Annotated in this window: 12 protein-coding genes; 5 read left to right on the top strand and 7 right to left on the bottom strand. The window is 75.4% G+C overall.

Annotated elements, in window-relative coordinates; all coding sequences use genetic code 11:
- Positions 1-145: 145 nt before the first annotated feature.
- Both FJK98_RS18135 and FJK98_RS18130 read right to left on the bottom strand, forming a co-directional pair.
- Positions 146-1,879, bottom strand: coding sequence for an ABC transporter ATP-binding protein (locus FJK98_RS18135; protein WP_145920074.1), 1,734 nt, complete (start codon positions 1,877-1,879; stop codon positions 146-148).
- The gene (locus FJK98_RS18130; RefSeq protein WP_205789528.1) at positions 1,876-3,522 is read right to left on the bottom strand and encodes an ABC transporter ATP-binding protein; all 1,647 of its coding nucleotides are present in this window, start codon (positions 3,520-3,522) and stop codon (positions 1,876-1,878) included. The genes FJK98_RS18135 and FJK98_RS18130 overlap by 4 nt, the downstream gene beginning before the upstream one ends.
- Positions 3,523-3,791: 269 nt before the next feature.
- Between FJK98_RS18130 and FJK98_RS18125 the strand changes: the two genes are divergently transcribed.
- Both FJK98_RS18125 and FJK98_RS18120 read left to right on the top strand, forming a co-directional pair.
- Positions 3,792-4,913, top strand: a complete 1,122-nt coding sequence (locus tag FJK98_RS18125) for a hypothetical protein (RefSeq protein ID WP_240762122.1) — start codon at positions 3,792-3,794, stop codon at positions 4,911-4,913.
- 48 nt (positions 4,914-4,961) lie between these two features.
- The gene (locus FJK98_RS18120) at positions 4,962-8,180 is read left to right on the top strand and encodes a BTAD domain-containing putative transcriptional regulator (RefSeq protein ID WP_145920072.1); all 3,219 of its coding nucleotides are present in this window, start codon (positions 4,962-4,964) and stop codon (positions 8,178-8,180) included.
- Here FJK98_RS18120 and FJK98_RS18115 read toward each other — a convergent pair.
- From FJK98_RS18115 to FJK98_RS18105, 3 genes are all read right to left on the bottom strand, one after another.
- Positions 8,140-8,967, bottom strand: coding sequence for an ABC transporter permease (locus FJK98_RS18115; protein WP_145920071.1), 828 nt, complete (start codon positions 8,965-8,967; stop codon positions 8,140-8,142). The two genes, FJK98_RS18120 and FJK98_RS18115, sit on opposite strands and share 41 nt — an antisense overlap.
- On the bottom strand, positions 8,964-9,941 hold the full coding sequence (locus tag FJK98_RS18110; RefSeq protein WP_145920070.1) for an ATP-binding cassette domain-containing protein: 978 nt from the start codon (positions 9,939-9,941) through the stop codon (positions 8,964-8,966). Before FJK98_RS18110 ends, FJK98_RS18115 begins: the two co-directional genes overlap by 4 nt.
- A 76-nt stretch (positions 9,942-10,017) precedes the next feature.
- Positions 10,018-11,628 carry an RICIN domain-containing protein gene (locus tag FJK98_RS18105; RefSeq protein WP_145920069.1) on the bottom strand — a complete coding sequence of 537 codons (1,611 nt, stop codon included), beginning with the start codon at positions 11,626-11,628 and terminating at the stop codon, positions 10,018-10,020.
- A 228-nt stretch (positions 11,629-11,856) separates the two neighbouring features.
- On the opposite strand from FJK98_RS18105, the gene FJK98_RS18100 reads away from it, so the two are divergent.
- Entirely contained in the window at positions 11,857-12,504 is a 648-nt protein-coding gene (locus FJK98_RS18100; protein WP_194822537.1) for a DUF2238 domain-containing protein, read from the top strand.
- Positions 12,505-12,553: 49 nt separating this feature from the next.
- Here FJK98_RS18100 and FJK98_RS18095 read toward each other — a convergent pair whose 3' ends face one another.
- Together FJK98_RS18095 and FJK98_RS18090 are read right to left on the bottom strand one after the other, a co-directional pair.
- Positions 12,554-13,693, bottom strand: coding sequence for a CaiB/BaiF CoA-transferase family protein (locus tag FJK98_RS18095; RefSeq protein ID WP_145920067.1), 1,140 nt, complete (start codon positions 13,691-13,693; stop codon positions 12,554-12,556).
- Positions 13,683-14,849, bottom strand: coding sequence for an acyl-CoA dehydrogenase family protein (locus FJK98_RS18090; protein WP_145920066.1), 1,167 nt, complete (start codon positions 14,847-14,849; stop codon positions 13,683-13,685). The genes FJK98_RS18095 and FJK98_RS18090 overlap by 11 nt, the downstream gene beginning before the upstream one ends.
- Positions 14,850-15,012: 163 nt before the next feature.
- On the opposite strand from FJK98_RS18090, the gene FJK98_RS18085 reads away from it, so the two are divergent.
- Together FJK98_RS18085 and FJK98_RS18080 are read left to right on the top strand one after the other, a co-directional pair.
- Positions 15,013-15,654, top strand: coding sequence for a TetR/AcrR family transcriptional regulator (locus tag FJK98_RS18085; protein WP_145920065.1), 642 nt, complete (start codon positions 15,013-15,015; stop codon positions 15,652-15,654).
- Between the two features lie 178 nt (positions 15,655-15,832).
- Positions 15,833-16,405: a QsdR family transcriptional regulator gene (locus FJK98_RS18080; RefSeq protein ID WP_145920064.1), complete on the top strand. Its 573-nt coding sequence runs from the start codon at positions 15,833-15,835 to the stop codon at positions 16,403-16,405.
- Position 16,406 lies beyond the last annotated feature (1 nt).

Genomic DNA, 16,406 nt, shown 5'->3' with positions numbered 1-16,406 from the left:
GACGGGGGCCACCGTCCACCACATCGACCCTGATGACTTTACGGAAACATTTCGGAAACTTCAACTGGTCGTGCACGTCGAATCCCTGCCCACGAGCTGCGTCGGCAGGGAAACCTTTCGGAATTGTCGCCCGGAGCGAGGCCGGTCAGTGGCCGTGCCAGGACCGCCAGAGGGAGGCGTAGACGCCGTCGGCGGCGACCAGGTCGTCGTGCCGGCCGATCTCGGTGATCCGGCCGTCCTCCAGCACCGCCACCCGGTCGGCGTCGTGCGCGGTGTTGAGCCGGTGCGCGATGGCGATCACCGTCCGTCCGGCCAGCACCGCACCGAGCGCCCGCTCGGTACGCCGGGCGGTCGTCGGGTCCAACGCGGCGGTCGCCTCGTCGAGGATCAGGATGTCCGGGTCGGCCAGGACGAGCCGGGCCAACGCCACCTGCTGGGCCTCGGCCGGGCCCAGATCCCGTACCCCGGCACCCAACGGGGTGTCGAGACCGTCCGGCAGGTCGGCGTACCAGTCGGCCCCCACCGCCGCCAGGGCGGCCCGCAGCTGCGCGTCGGTGCTCCCCGGCGCGGCGAACGCCAGGTTGTCCCGCAGCGTGCCGAGGAAGACGTGGTGTTCCTGGGTGACCAGGGCGATCCGGCGGCGGCGCTCGGCCGGGTCGAGGTCGGTGACCGGCACCCCGCCGAGGCTCACCACCCCCCGGGCGGGCACGTCGATGCCGGCGAGCAACCGGGCCAGGGTGGACTTGCCCGCCCCGGACGGGCCGACCACGGCCAGCCGTTCCCCCGCCGCGACCGTCAGGTCGATGCCGTGCAGCACCTGCGGGCCGCCCGCGTACCGGAACGTCGCCCCGCGCACCTGCACCACGCGCCCGGTGGGCAGGGCCGCCCGGCCCCGGGGCTCCGGCGGCACCTGCCCCACCCCGAGCACCCGGGCGTACGAGGCGATACCGCGCTGCGCCTGCTCCACCCACAGCAACAGCCGGTCCAGCGGGTCGACCGCCTGTTGCAGGTAGAGCGCGGCGGCCACCACCTCACCCAGGCTGACCCGGCCCCGCGCCAGCAGCACACCCCCGGCGAGCAGCACGGCCCCGATCGGGATCGGATAGCTGCCCTCCACCACCGGGAAGAACACCGACCGCAGGGCGAGGGTGGCCCGCCGGGTGGCCCACACCGCGCCGATCCGGGCGCTGCCGTGGGTCACCCGGTCCCGACCCAGCCGCAGCGCCTCCACGGTGCGCGCGCCCTCGGCGGTCGTGGTCAGCGTCTCGGTCAGCTCCGCCGTCGCCGCCCCCTCGGCCAGGTAGGCCGGGGCGGCCCGGCGCAGGTACCAGCGCACCACCGCCACGATCGACGGCAGCCCGGCGAGCGCGACCAGGCCGAGCAGCGGGTCCAGCAGGAACACCGCGCCGAACAGCAGCGTCAACTGGGTTCCCGCGATGACCACCACCGGCACCACGTCGCGCAGCATGGTGCCCACCGTGGACACGTCCACCGAACTACGGGTGGCCAGGTCACCGGTGCCGGCGTGCTCGACCACCGAGACGGGCAGGCCGAGCAGGCGGGTCACGAAGTCCTCGCGGAGCCGGGCCACGGCCCGCTCGCCGAACCGGTGACCGGCGTACTGGGCGTAGCGGGCGAGCAACCCCTGCACCAGCACACAGCCACCGATCGCCAGCGCCAACCGGTCCACCGCGCCCACCCCGGCCCCGGCCGTGACCTGGTCGACGATCCGCCCGATCAGCCACGGCACGGTCAGCCCGGCGAGGGCGGCGGCGCTGTGCAACGCCAGCACCCCGACGACCGCCCACCGGTCGCCGGCGAGCACGTCACGGGCGGCCCGCCGGACCACCGCCGGGCCCGCGACCGGGAGTTTCGTCATCGTCCGGGCCGCCCGACCGGCGCGTCGTCGGTGCCGCCGGTCCGGGAGACCAACCGCCGGTAGTCCGGGTCGGCGGCCAGCAGCGCGGCGTGCGTCCCGGTGCCGGTGACCCGGCCGCCGCGCAGGTGGGCGACGGTGTCGGCGTGCCCGAGCAGCACCGGCGAGGTGCTCAGCAGCACCGTGGTGCGACCCGACCGGGCCTGCCGCAGGCGCTGCGCCACCCGGGCCTCGGTGTGCGCGTCCACCGCCGACGTCGGGTCGACCAGGATCAGCACCTCCGGGTCGGCGAGCAGGGCACGGGCCAGCCGGACCCGCTGCCGCTGGCCGCCGGAGAGGGTACGGGCCCGGTCGCCGACCGGGGCGTCGAGGCCGTCGGGCAGCCCCTCGACGACGTCGCGGGCCGACGCCACGTGCACCGCCGCGTCGATCCGGGCGTCGTCGACGGGCCCGTGCGGGCCGGCGAGGATCTGCCGCAGCGTCCCGGCGAAGAGGTACCCGTCGTGGTCGGCGACGAGGATGCGGGAGCGCACCTCGTCCAGCCCGACCGCCGTCAGCGGGACCCCGCCCCAGGTGACCGCGCCGGTGACGTACCGGCCCAGCCGGTCGGCCAGGGCCGCCGCGTCGGCCGGGTCGTCGGCGGCGACGCCGACCAACCGGCCCACCGGAACCGTCAGCCCGCTGTCCGGGTCGTGCAGCGGGGCCGGGCCGGCCGGGGCGGGACGGGTCGCCGGGCCGCCCACCGGGTCGGGGGCGAGCCGGAGCAGGTCGACGATCCGCCGGGCGGCGACCCGGCCCTGGATCAACTGGTAGCTGCCCTCCAGCAGGAACCAGACCGGCACGATGAGCACCGCCACGTAGCCGTACACGGCCACCAACTGCCCGACGGTGATCCCGCCCGCCACGGCCGTGCGGGCGGCCAGCCACACCACCACGGCGAGGAACACCCCGGGGATGACGGTGGTCAGCGCGTCGACCCAGCTGAGCACCGCACCCACCCGGTAACCCTCGGCCCGCAGCCGTTGCGACCGGGCGGCGTACCGGCGGGCGAACAGGTGCCGGCCGCCCACCCCGGCGAGCACCCGCAGGCCGGCGACGATGTCGTCGGCCCGGGTGGTCAGCTCGCCCTGCTGCTGCCGGTAGACCGCCTCGGCCCGCTCCAGCCGGCGCAGCAGCGGGCCGACGACCAGCGCGACCACCGGCACCCCGAGCAGCGTCACCAGCGCCAGCACCGGGTCGATCGACCAGAGGACCACGGCCGCGACCGCGTACGCCAGCACCGCGCCCACCCCGGGGCCGGTCAGCGTGAGCACCTGCGAGGTGCGCACGATGTCGTACCCGCCGACGGTGGCGACGTCACCGGCGGCGAGCCGGCGGGGCAGCACCGCGCCGACCCGGGCGAGCTGCCGCAGCAGCACCGCCGCCGAGCGGGCGCTGGCGTCCTCGCGGATGAACGTCATGGTCCGGTGCCGCATGATGCCCAGCCAGGCCAGCACCGCCCCGGCGGCCACGATCGCGGCGACCCAGCCGAGCAACGCCCGGGTGTCGCCGGTGCGCAGCCCGTCGTCGACGGCGCGGGCGACCAGGAACGGCCGCACCGACAGCCCCACCATCCAGGCCGTGCCGAACAGCGAGCCGCGTAGCACCCGCCACGGCTGGCAGCGGACCAGCCACCAGATGTACCGCAGCGGCCCTGCCGTGTCCGGCGTGCCCGGGTCCGGATGGGGCAGGCGTGGAGGCACCGACCCAGGCTAGTCACCGGCCCCCGGCCGCACCGGCCCGTACCCGGCCACGGCGCGGTGGCGTACACCTCAGTGCCCGGCGGGGTGGCGGCATTGACGCGGCGTACGGCGACCGGCAAGCTCCTGTGCTCGGATCGTCGGCGGTGGGCGTCGCCGGCCACGGGGGAGGGTCGATGGCGCGGCGGACGGCCACCCGCGGGTCGGCGCTGCTCACCACGCTGCTCGTCGTCGGTACGGCGACGGTGGCCGTGCCCGACCCGGCCCGCGCGGCGGCGCCGGCCACGGTGTGCCGGGTCCGCGACGGGCGGCTGACCGAGATCTCCGGCATGGTCGCCACCGACTCCGGCTTCGTGATGGTCAACGACGGCGCCGACGAGGCGTCCCGGCGGCGCATCTTCTTCCTCGACACCCGGTGCGCGGTGGTGCGGACGGTGGCCTACCCGTCACGGCCCCGCGACACCGAGGACCTGGCGGTCGGCGCGGACGGCACGGTCTGGGTCGCCGACATCGGCGACAACGACCGGACCCGTTCGACGGTGGCGCTGTGGACGCTGTCGCCCGGGGCCCGCCGGCCGGTGCTGCACCGCCTGACGTACCCCGACGGGGCGCACGACGCGGAGGCGCTGCTGCTCGACGGGGCGGGCCGGCCGGTGGTGGTGACCAAGCAGGGCGGCAGCGCCGGCGTCTACGTCCCGGCGGGACCGCTGCGGGCCGGCGCGACGGTGCCGTTGACGCTGGCGGGGCAGCTCCGGTTGCCGCTCACCACGACCCCGAACCCGTACTCGTTCTTCGGCCGCCGGCTGGTCACCGGCGGGGCCACCGCCCCGGACGGCCGCTCGGTGGTGCTGCGTACCTACGCCGACGCGTTCGAGTACGAGGTGACCGACGGCGACGTGGTGGCGGCGCTCACCGGTGGCACGCCCCGGGTCGTGGCGCTGCCCGACGAGCCGCAGGGCGAGTCGGTCAGCTACAGCCGGGACGGCCGCTGGCTGCTCACCGTCTCCGAGACCGCCGGCCAGCCCCCCGGCACCCTGCCGACGGTGCTGCGCTACGCCCGCCCGGCGGCCCGCACGCCGGCCGTGTCGTCCCCGCCCGCCCCGACGGCGTCCGACCGGGCACCGACAGCGTCCAGCGGAGCCCCGACGGCGGGGTCCCCGGGCGCGGCCCCCGCCGCCGATCCCCGGGCCGGCGTCGGCGGGACCCGGTCGCTGCTGCTGGGGGTCGGGGTGATCGTCGCCGGCCTGCTGCTGGCGGCGCTGGTCGGGGTCGTCCGGGCGCGGCGGACCCGCCGCTGAAGCGGGGGACGGCGACGGCCCGGCATCCCGGTGAGGGATGCTGGACCCGTGCAGATCAGCATCCTCGGCCCGCTCGCCGTCGACGGCCGGCCGGTCCGGGGTGAACGGCTCGCCGCCGTGATCCGCACGCTGGTCGACGCGCGGGGCCGGGCGGTCTCCACCGCGCTGCTGGTGGACGCGGTGTGGGACGGCACGCCGCCCGACGACACGACCGGCGCGGTGCAGGCGCTGGTTTCCCGGGTACGCCGGCTGGGGCTGCCGGTGGTCGCCGTGCCGGGTGGCTACCGGCTGCCCGCCGAGCAGGTCACCGTCGACGCGGTCCGGGCCCGGTCGCTGCTGGAGCGGGGTCGGGCCGCCCTGCGCGACGGTGCCGGGCCGGCCGCCCGGGACGCCGCCGATGCGGCCCGGGCGCTGTTCCCCGAGGTCCCGGAGTGGGACACCGAGGCGACCAGCCGGCTGTTCGCCGACGTCGTCGCGTTGCGCGCCGAGGCGGCACTGACCGGCCCCGGCCCGTACGACGACGGTGACCTGCGGCGGCTGGTGGCGCGGACCCCGCCGGACGAGCCGTCGGCCGCCCTGCTGGTCCGGATGCTCGCCGCCCAGGGGCGCGACGCCGAGGCCCTGGAGGTGGTCGCGCGGTTGCGCACCGAACTGGCCGACCGCTACGGCACCGACCCGTCGCCGGTGATCAGCCAGGTCCACCTGGCGTTGCTGCGGGGCGAGCTGACCACCCCGGCCGCCCCGACGTCGCCGGTCGCGCCGACCCGGACCGTCCTGCCGGCCGCGTGGCGGCGGCCGGTGACCGCGCTCGTCGGCCGGGAACGGGACGTCGAGGCGGTGGAGGCGGCGCTGACCGAGGCGGCCCTGGTGACCGTCGTGGCCACCGGCGGCGCGGGCAAGACCCGGCTCGCCGCCGAGGTGGTACGCCGGGCGGTGGCAGCCGGCCGGCCGGCCCGGGTGATCGAACTGGCCGGCCTGCGGGCCGCCGAGGAGGTGCTGCCCGCCGTCCTGGCGGCCCTCGGCGGGGCGGACACCACGACGGCCGGCGGCACCCTGGGCCTCGACCGCCGGGTGCTCGCCCCGCAGGAGCGGCTGGGTGCCCTGGCGCCGGAACTCGACGGCCTGGTGGTGCTGGACAACTGTGAACACCTCCTGGACCCGGTGGCGACGGTCGTCGCGGACCTGGTCGCGGTGTGCCCACCGGAGGTGGCCGTGCTGGCGACCAGCCGGGCGCCGCTGGGTCTGGCCGGGGAACGGGTGCACCGGTTGACCGTGCTGCCCGACGCCGACGCGGTGGCGCTGGTCGAGTCCCGGGCGCGCGCCGGGGGTGCGGTGCCCACCTGGGACACCGACCGGGCGTTGGCGCTGTGTCACCGGCTGGACAACCTGCCGCTGGCCCTCGAACTGGCCGCCGCCCGGCTGCGGCACATGCCGATCGACGACGTGCTCGCCGGGTTGACCGACCGGTTCGCGCTGCTCGACGCCGCGCTGCGCGGCCTGCCGGAGCGGCACGCGAGCCTGTGGGCGATGGTCGACTGGAGCCGGGAACTGCTCGCCCCCGCCGACCGGGACCTGCTCCAGCGGGTCGCGGTGGTCCCCGCCCCGTTCACCGCCGACCTCGCCGCCGCCGTCGCCGGCCTCCCCGACGTCCGGCGTGGGCTGGCGCGGCTGGTCGAACAGTCCCTGCTGACCCTCGTCGAGGGCGACGGCCCGCCCCGCTACCGGATGCTGGAGACCGTCCGCGAGTACGGCGAGGCCCGGCTCGACGCCGCCGGTGAACGCGCCGCCGCCATGGCCGGCCTGGTCGGCTGGGCCCGGCGGCAGGCGGTCGGGCTGCTCGACAGGTTCATCGGCCCCGACCAGCTCGACGCGTTCGACCGGTGCGCCGCCGAGCAGGACAATCTCGTCGCCGGCCTGCGGTGGGCGGCCGGGCACGACGACGAACCGGCGGTGGTGGACATCGCCACCCCGCTGTTCCACCTGTGGGCGGTGCGGGGCCTGCACCTGGAGGTCTCCGGCTGGTCCCGGGGCCTGCTGCACCTCGACACCCCCGAGCGGCGACGCGGCTCGGCGATCGTCTCCGGCCGGGCCAGCGGTCGGTCGTTGCCCGACGCCGACCGGCTGGCCTGGATGTGTCTGCTGGTGGTGGTCAACGCCGGCATCACCGGCCCGCTCCGGCTCGCCGTGCTCGCCCGCCGGGCCCTGTCCCGGCTGCTGGCCGAGCGGCCCCGGAAGGTCTCCTCCCGGCACGCGGTGCTCGCCTCCGTGCTGCCGGCGTTCGACCAGCTCGACCCGGAGCTGGCGCTGCCGGGCACCACCACCCTGATCGAGCATCCCGACCCGTACGTGCAGGGCTTCGGCCTGTTCGCCCGCGCGGCGATCGGGGACAGCGGGGGTCTGCCGGCGGCCTCGGTGGCCGACGCCGAGCAGGCGTACCGTCGGTTCGAGACGGCCGGCGACCACTGGGGGATGGCGATGGCGGCGCAGGTCGTCGGGCACGGCCTGACCCCCACCGACGGCGGCTCCACCGAGTGGCTGGCACGCGGCGTGCACCACATGGAGCTGCTCGGCGCCACCCAGGACGTCCGCGCCGCCCGGGTGGTGCTGGACGTGCAGCTCGCGCTGCGCGGTGACCCGGCGGCCGAGCGGCGGTTGGTCGAGACGGCGACCCCCGGCCAGGGCGAGGAGATCGAGACCGCGCAGGCGAGCCTCGGACTGGCCCGCCTCGCCTGGCAGCGCGGGCGTCACCACGAGGCGCTCGGCCACGCCGACGCGGTGGTCCGCGCGCTGGCCGGCTGGACCGGCCCGCCGCCGCAGCCCCGGGTCGTGCTGCGGGTCGCGGTGGCGGTGCTGCGCCTGCGGGTCGCCGAGGTCTGGCCGGCCGCCCGGCGCGACGCCGCCGCCCGCGCCGCCGACCTGCTGGCCGCCGCCGGCGCGGAGGCGCTGTCGTCGCGGGACCTGCCGGTGATCGGGACCTGGGCGTTGGGGGGCGCGGAACTCGCCGCCTGGCGCGACGACGTCGGGACCGCCCGGGAGCTGTTCGCGCTCGGCACCCGGCTGGGCAGCAACTCGGCGGCGTTCTTCCCGTCGGGCGTCGGGGAACGGCTCACCGCCGCCCTCGGTGACGAGGCGCGGCGGGAGCCGTTGCTGGCCGGGTGGCGGGCGCGGCCGGCCGCCGCGGCCACCGCCCGCGTCGGCGAGCTGATGGACGACCTGATCGGCCGGATCAGACCCGCCGACGGTACGCACGCAGCGCCAGTGGCATGAACACCGCCACGAAGCCGGCGCACCACAGCAGCGTCCACCACACGTGGTTGCCGACCGGGGTGCCGAGGAACAGTCCGCGCATCGCCGTCACCAGATGGGTCAGCGGGTTCACCGTCACCACCGCCTGCATCCAGCCCGGCAGGGTGCCGGCGGCGACGAACACGTTGGACGCGAAGCTCAACGGCATGATCAGCGCGAACATCACCCCCTGCACCGCGCCCGGCGTGCGGACCTTCATCCCGACGTAGACCGGCAGCCAGCTCAGGCAGAGCGCGAACAGCACCGCGAGCAGGCATCCGGCGAGCGCGTGCACCGGGCCGGACTCGATCCGGAAGCCGAGCAGGTAGCCGATCGCCAGCGTCGAGACGGTCACGATCACGTACCGCACCACGTCGCCGAACACCGCGCCGACCAGCGGTGCGGACCGGGGGACGGGCAGCGAACGGAACCGGTCGAAGATGCCCTTGGCGATGTCGGTGTTGAGGTTGACGCCGATCGCGATGCACCCGGTGGCGATGGTCTGCGCCAGGATGCCCGGCAGCAGGTACTGGAGGTAGTCGTGGGTGGAGCCGGCGACCGCGCCGCCGAAGACGTACACGAAGATGACCAGGAACAGCACCGGTTGCAGGGTGACGTCGATCAACGCCTCCGGGGTGCGCCAGGTCTTGATCAGGCTGCGTCTGGCCAGCGCCAGCGAGTGTCGCAGCAGCCGCAGCGGCCGGGGCTGCGCGACGACCGTGGACAGCGTCGGCCCGGTGCGGGGCGGGGTGCCGGTCAGGGTGCTCATGCGGCGACCTCCGTACGGGTGGTGTCGTCGTCGGCCGCGGTCCGGCCGGTGAGGGTGAAGAAGACCTCGTCGAGGCTCGGCAGGTGCAGCGAGAGTTCGGTGACCGTGATGCCGGCGGCGGCCAGCCGGGCGACGCTCTCGGTCAACGCGGAGTCGTCGGTGACCGGCACCGCGAGCACGCCCCTGCGGATCTCGTCGGCGGGCGCGCCGGAGCCCACCCGGGACAGGATCGCCGCCGTCGGGGCCAGGTTGGCCGGGTCGGTCGGCCGCACCTCCAGGGTCTGCCCGCCGACGACCCGCTTCAGCCCGTCCGGGGTGTCGTGGGCGATGACCCGGCCGTGGTCGATCACGGTGATCGCGTCGGCCAGCGCGTCGGCCTCCTCCAGGTACTGCGTGGTGAGCAGCACGGTCGCCCCGTTGGTCACCAGCGACCGGACGACGTCCCACATGTCCTCGCGCTTGGCCGGGTCGAGGCCGGTCGTCGGCTCGTCCAGGAAGATCACGTCCGGTGAGCCGACCAGGCTGGCGGCCAGGTCCAGCCGGCGGCGCATCCCGCCGGAGTAGGTCTTGGCCGGCCGGTTCGCGGCGGCGGTCAGGTCGAACCAGTCGAGCAGTTCGGCCGCCCGCCGCCGCGCGCCGGCCCGGCCGAGTTCCAGCAGCGTCCCGAACAGCTCCAGGTTCTGCCGTCCGGTCAGGTCCTCGTCGACCGAGGCGTACTGGCCGGTGAGGCCGATGGACTGCCGGACCCGCTCGGCCTGGCGTACCACGTCGAGGCCGTTGATCCGGGCGGTGCCGGCGTCCGGGGTCAACAGCGTGGACAGGATACGCACGGCGGTGGTCTTGCCGGCCCCGTTCGGGCCGAGCACCCCGAGCACGGTGCCCCGGGGCACGGCGAGGTCCACCCCCTGCAACGCCCGGGTGGACCCGAAGGTCTTGACCAGGCCCTCGGCTTCGATCATCAACTCAGCTGTCATGCCGGCCAGCGTGCGCCGGCCGGCTGACACGGCGCCGACATGCCGCCGACACGCCGCCGACGCCCCCGCCCGGGGGTCAGCAGCGGACGATTGTCGCGTTGTTCAGGGTGATGTTGCTGATGGTCAGGTTGTCGGCGCAGGGGTTCTCCACGATCCGGTTGTTGACCAGGGTGAAGTTGCGCAGGGCGAGGTCCCGGTTGCCGGGGAACTCGGCGCGTTCGGCGAGCCGGACCTCGCCGCCGCCGCTGATCGTGCCGCCGTTGGTGGCCAGGCTCACCCCGTAGCAGTTCTCGATCAGCACGGCGTTGTTTCCGGTGTTGGCGATGTCGACCCGGTCGATCGTCGCGCCGCCGGACTCGGAGACGCAGAACACGCCCCGGCCGCCGCCCCGGGCCCGGACGGTGCCGACCCGGATGTTGGTCGGGTAGCTGTCGCCGATGCGGCCGTTGCGGTTGGCCATCCGGAACGCGGCGTAGCCGGTGCCGGTGCCGGCGTTCTCCGCGTCGACGGTGGTGACGGTGGCGTTGATGGTCTGGTTGAGCAGCAGGCCGGACTCGCCGACGTTGCGGGCGGTGACGGTGCCCAGGGTCAGCCCGTCGACGCCGTACGTCTCCACCGCGTGGGAGCTGGCACCGGAGACGTACACGGTGTCGATCCGGACGTTGCGGGTCCACTGGCTGGTGTCGCCCCGGTTGTCGATGCGGACGCCGAGGCCGGCGGAGAGCCGCATGTCGAGCTGCCCCAGCACGACGTCGGTGACGTTGCGCAGGAAGACCCCGTACAGCGGGGTGCCGGTGAGGGTGAGGTGCTGCACCTCGACCTGGGTGGTGCCCCGGGAGTAGACGGGGGCCTGGTCACCGGAGCCGGTGCCGGTGACGTTGATCGTCCCGCACACGTCGAGGGTGGTGTAGCTGGGCAGCGAGATGCGCGAGTTGGCGCTCATCGTGCCCGAGCCGCGCACCACCACCCGCTGCTTGCTGGTCCGGCCGGGGGTGAGGCTGTTCACCGCCGCCTGCCCGGCGGCCCGCAGGTCGGTGCCGGTGTGTACGGTCGTGCCACCGTTGCGGACGGTCCAGGTGCCGCCGGCCAGCACCGCCTCGGCCTGGAACGCGCCGCTGCCGCAGTCGGCCGTGCCGCCCGGCCGGGCGAGCTGCCACTGCTGGTTGGTCCCGTCGAGGTCCTGGTACTGCGAGATCGTCGCCCCGTCGGCGGTGGACCGTTCCCACACGTCGAGGGCCTTGCCGGAGTGCCGGTTGAGCAGCCGGACGTAGCCGCCGGCCGAGTCGACGAGCCGGAAGTGCTGCCGGGTGTTGCCGCCGGTCGCCGGGTTCTGCACCAGGGGGGTGCCGTCGACGGCGTTGGGCAGTTCGAGGACCTTGCCGCTGTGCGCCGAGCGGAGCTGGTAGTAGCCGCCGCCGACGTCGACGAACCGCCACCGCTGCACGGCGAGGTCGTTGCGGGTGTACTGCCTGACCGGCGCGCCGTCGGCGGTGGACCAGTCGTACAGGTCCATCGCCTTGCCGCTGTTGCGGTTGACGAGCACGTAGTCGACGCCGGTGTCGACGGTGGCCGCGGAGGCGGCCGGCGGTGCGACGACGGTGGCGGCGGCGACCAGGGCGAGGACGGTGACGACCAGCAGGCCGAGCCGTCGGGGACGGGGACCTCGGGTGCGGGAGGCGGGTGGCATGGGGCTCCTTCTGCGGTGACGGGATGCCGGGACGGGCCGCCTGCACCGTATCGACACCCATTGATTCGGGCAAACCCCGCCGGTCGGTGCCGACCGGGCAGGCCCGGACATCCGCCCCACCGGTCCGACGGACGGGCGGCCCGACGACGGCGCTCCGATGTGGGCGCTGTTATCGTCGGCGGCCGGGCGGCGACTGGGCGGCCCCCACACATCGAACAGGTGGTCGCCGTGACCCGGGCCCGTACCCTCGTCCCGCCGGTGCTGCTGGGCCTCGTCGTCGCGGCGCTGGTGCTGTCCGGCATCCGGCCGTACGACCGGCTGACCTGGCTGCTGGAGACGGTCTGGGTGATCGTCGGCGTGCCGGTGGTGCTGCTGGTGTGGCGGCGCTTCCCGCTGACCACCCTGCTGTGCTGCCTGCTGGCGGCGCACGCGCTGGTCCTCGTCGTCGGCGGGCACTGGAGCTACGCGCGGGTCCCGCTGGGCGACTGGGTACGTGACGCCCTCGACCTCTCCCGCAACCCGTACGACCGGCTCGGGCACTTCGTGCAGGGCTTCGTGCCGGCGATCCTGGTCCGCGAGATCCTCGTCCGGCGTTCCCCGCTGCGCGGCAGTCGCTGGCTCGCCCCGCTGGTGGTCTGCGCCTGCCTGGCCTTCAGCGCCTTCTTCGAGATGATCGAGTGGTGGTCCTCGGTGGCCGGTGGCTCCGCCGCCGACGACTTCCTCGGCACCCAGGGCGACGTCTGGGACACCCAGTGGGACATGTTCCTCGCGCTGGTCGGCGCGGTCACCTCGCTGGCCCTGCTCAGCCGGTGGCACGACCGGCAACTACCGGCCTCGACGCCCGCGCGCCCCGCCGCCGCCGTCCCGGTGGGCTGACCATCGGCCCCGACCCCGGACCACGGCGGGGCCGGCCGGGCGCGGGTGGTCAAGGGCGGGCGGGCCAGGCGTCGAGGATCGTGGCGACGTCCAGCGGCACGGCCGGGTCCGGAGCCGGCCGGGGCGGCACCGCCGGTGTCCGGGCGAACCGGGGCGCCGGCGCCGGCTGCACCTCGCCCGCCACCTCGACGAAGGTGCCCCGGGCGGCGTTGTGTGGATGGCGGTGCGCCTCGGTGGGGGCGAGCACCGGCGCGACGCACGCGTCGAGGCCGGCGAAGACCGCCGCCCACTCGTCCCGGGTGCGCTCGGCGAACCGGGCGGTGAACCGGCGGCGCAGCTCCGGCCAGCCGCCCGGGTCGTACTGGGCGGGCAGCGTCGGGTCGTCGGCCAGGCCGAGGCCGGCCAGCAGCGCGGCGTAGAACGCCGGTTCCAGCGCGCCCACCGCCACGAACCGGTCGTCGGCGGTGCGGTAGGTGTCGTAGAACGGTGCGCCGCCGTCGAGCAGGTTGCCGCCGCGCGGCGCGGACCACCGGCCGTCGCCGAGCATCCCGTGCAGGAACGCGGTGAGCAGCGCCGACCCGTCGACCATCGCGGCGTCGACGACCTGCCCGAGGCCGGAGCGTTCCCGTTCCAGCAGCGCGGCCAGCACCCCGGTGACCAGCAGCATCCCGCCTCCGGCGAAGTCACCGAGCAGGTTCAGCGGGGCGTGCGGGCGGTGCCCGGGGCGGCCCAGCGGCTCCAGCGCGCCGGCCACCGCGATGTAGTCGATGTCGTGCCCGGCGCGGGCGGCCAGCGGGCCGTCCTGCCCCCAGCCGGTCATCCGGGCGTAGACCAGGCGGGGGTTGCGGTCCCGGCAGGTCCGTGGCCCGAAACCGAGCCGCTCGGCCACCCCCGGCCGGTACGCCTCGACCAGCACGTCGGCGCGCTCGACCAGGCGCAGCAGGTCGGCCACCCCGGCGGGGGACTTCAGGTCCAGCGTGGTGACCCGCCGCCCCCGGTGCAGCGGGCCGGTCGTCGGGACGCTGAGCCGTCCCGCGCCGACCCCGTCCGGCCGGTCGACGCGCACCACGTCCGCGCCGAGGTCGGCCAGCACCATGCAGCCGAACGGCGCGGGCGCGAGGCTGGCGAGCTCCACCACCCGCACCCCGGCCAACGGTCCACCGGCGGGCGCGTCGGGGTCAGAGGGCACGGGCGATCAGCTCCTTCATGATCTCGTTGGTGCCGCCGTAGATCTTCTGCACCCGGGCGTCGGCGTACATCCGGGCGATCGGGTACTCGGTGGTGTAGCCGTAGCCGCCGAACAGTTGCAGGCACCGGTCGACGATCTCGCACTGTCCCTCGGTGAGCCAGGCTTTCGCCATCGCCGCGGTGGCCACGTCCAGTTCGCCCCTGTCGTGCCGGCCGATGCAGTCGTCGAGGAACACCCGGCTGACCCGGGTGCGGGTGACGCACTCGGCGAGCACCATCCGGGTGTTCTGGTGGCCGATCAGCGGTTTGCCGAAGGCGGTGCGTTCCTTGACGTACGCGGTGGTCAGCTCGACGGCCCGCTGCATCGCCGCCACCGCGCCGACGCCGATGACCAGGCGTTCCTGGGGCAGTTGCCGCATCATCTGGCCGAAGCCGAGCCCCTCGGCCCCGCCGAGGAGGTGGTCCGCCGGCACCCGCAGCCCGTCGAAGAACAGCTCGGCGGTGTCGTTGCCGTGCAGCCCGATCTTGGACAGCAGCCGGCCCCGCCGGAATCCGGCCGGTTCGTCGCCGACCTCGCAGACCAGCAGGGAGATGCCGGCGGCGCCCCGGGCCGGGTCGGTCTTGACGGCCAGGATGACCAGGTCGGCGAGGCCGCCGTTGCTGATGAACGTCTTGGCCCCGGTGACCAGGTAGTCGTCGCCGTCGCGGACGGCCCGGGTCCGCATCGCCTGCAGGTCGGAGCCGCCGTCGGGTTCGGTCATCGCGATCGCCCCGACCAGGTCCCCCCGGCACAGGCCGGGCAGCCAGCGCCGCTTCTGCTCGGCGCTGCCGTAGGCGACCAGGTAGCCGGTGACGATGCCGCTGTGCACGGCCAGCCCGAGGGTGCTCTCCCCGACGTGCGTCTGCTCGTGCAGCAGGACGGCCTCGTGGGTGAAGCCGCCGCCGCCCCCGCCGTACTCCTCGGGCACGGACAGGCCGAGCAGGCCCAGCTCACCGGCGCGCCGGTAGTGGTCGCGGTCCGGGTGGCCCTGCGCCAGCAGCCGTTCGGTGTGCGGCAGCACCTCCCGGGTGAAGAAGTCACGGGCCAGTGCGGCGAGGTCGTCGTGTTCGGGCGCGCGCCACGGCGGGGTGTAGGTGTCGAGTCCAGGCGTCGGCATGGCTCCACCCTCACGCCGTGTTGGCGAGGTGTCAACAATCCTTGATCAACGTCCGGCGTCGGCCCGCCCGTCAAGCGACCGGTGCTCCGCCCGCCGCCCGGCTGACGGGACCGGCCCGCCGACCCGGGACACGCCGCGCCGACCTGCCGATAGGGTTCGGCGGATGAGCGTTGACACCGAACCCCGGCGACGGCGGCTGGAGCCCGACGCCCGGCGGGGACAGATCCTCGCCTGCGCGGTACGGCTGTTCGGCGCGCGCCCGTACGCGGCCGTGTCGACCACCGACGTCGCCCGCGAAGCCGGGGTGGCCCGGGGCCTGATCAACCACTACTTCGGCACCAAGAAGCAGCTCTACCTGGAGGTCGTCCGGGTGATGGTGACGGTGCCCGGGGTCGCCGTCGAACGGCTGCCCGACGGCGACCTGCGCACCCGGGTCGACGCCAGCGTCACCTGGTTCCTCGACGTGGTCTCCCGGCACCGCGACTCCTGGCTGGCCGCCGTGACCGCTGGCGACATGGGCCACGACGCCGACGTCGCCCGGGTGCTCACCGAGGCCGAGGAGGTCGCGGCGGACAGCGTGCTCGTCGCGGTGGGGCTGGCCGACGTCACGACCTGCCGGGCCGAGCTGCGCGGCATGATCCGGGCGTACGGCGGGCTGGCCACCTCGACCGCCCGGGAGTGGCTCCAGCGGGGCGCGCTGGACCGTGACCAGGTGCACCTGCTGCTGACCGCCACCTTGCTGACCATCGTGGAGCAGGTCTACCCGGCCATCGCCGGCCGTCCCGTCGCGGCCCGCCCCGCCTGATCCGCCGACGGGCCGGGTCGACGCAGCTCACCGCGGTGCCCGTGGGGACGTCGTTGAACAATCGATGGTCGACGACCGTGTACCAGGTATGGGCTCAGCGACGTTCCGTCCCCGCACGTCCGGTGCCGGACGGCCCGACAACGCGGGCGGCCACGGCGCTCCCGGCGGGTCGCGTGGCGTGCCACCCCGCCGGGTGCTCGGCCACGAGGCCCTGGTCCGGGGCGGCGGCTACTACTTCCTCGCCCACGGCACGGTCGACATGGACGGGTTGGCCCGTGCCCTGGCCGTCAGCCGGGCGACCCTCTACCGTGTCGCCGGCAGCCGGGACCGGTTGCTCGGCGAGGTGCTGTGGTGGCTCGGCAACCGGCTGCTCACCGACGCCCGGCGGGCCCGCCGCGCGGACGGGGTCGGCGGCGTCGTGGAGGTGACCCGGCACTACGTCGGGGCGCTGTCCCGGTCCGCGCCGTTCCGCCGGTTCCTCGCCGCCGAACCGGAACTCGCCGCCCGGATCCTGTTCACCACGCCGGGGCTGGTGCACCGCCGCTTCGTCCGCGCCCAGGTGGCGATCTTCCGCGAGGTGCTCGGCCCCGACCTGCGGGCCCTGCCGGGCGAGCCGGAGTCGCTGGCCTACCTCTACATCCGGATCGTCGAGTCCGCGCTCTACGCCGAGCTGCTGACCGGACGCCCGCTCGACCTGGCCCTGGCGGAACAGGCCCTACGGTCGCTGCTCACGTCGACGCCCCCGGCCTGAG

Source organism: Micromonospora sp. HM134, from assembly GCF_007833915.1.
GTDB classification, from domain to species: Bacteria; Actinomycetota; Actinomycetes; order Mycobacteriales; family Micromonosporaceae; genus Micromonospora; species Micromonospora wenchangensis.
This window is presented reverse-complemented; position numbering and strand designations above follow the sequence as displayed.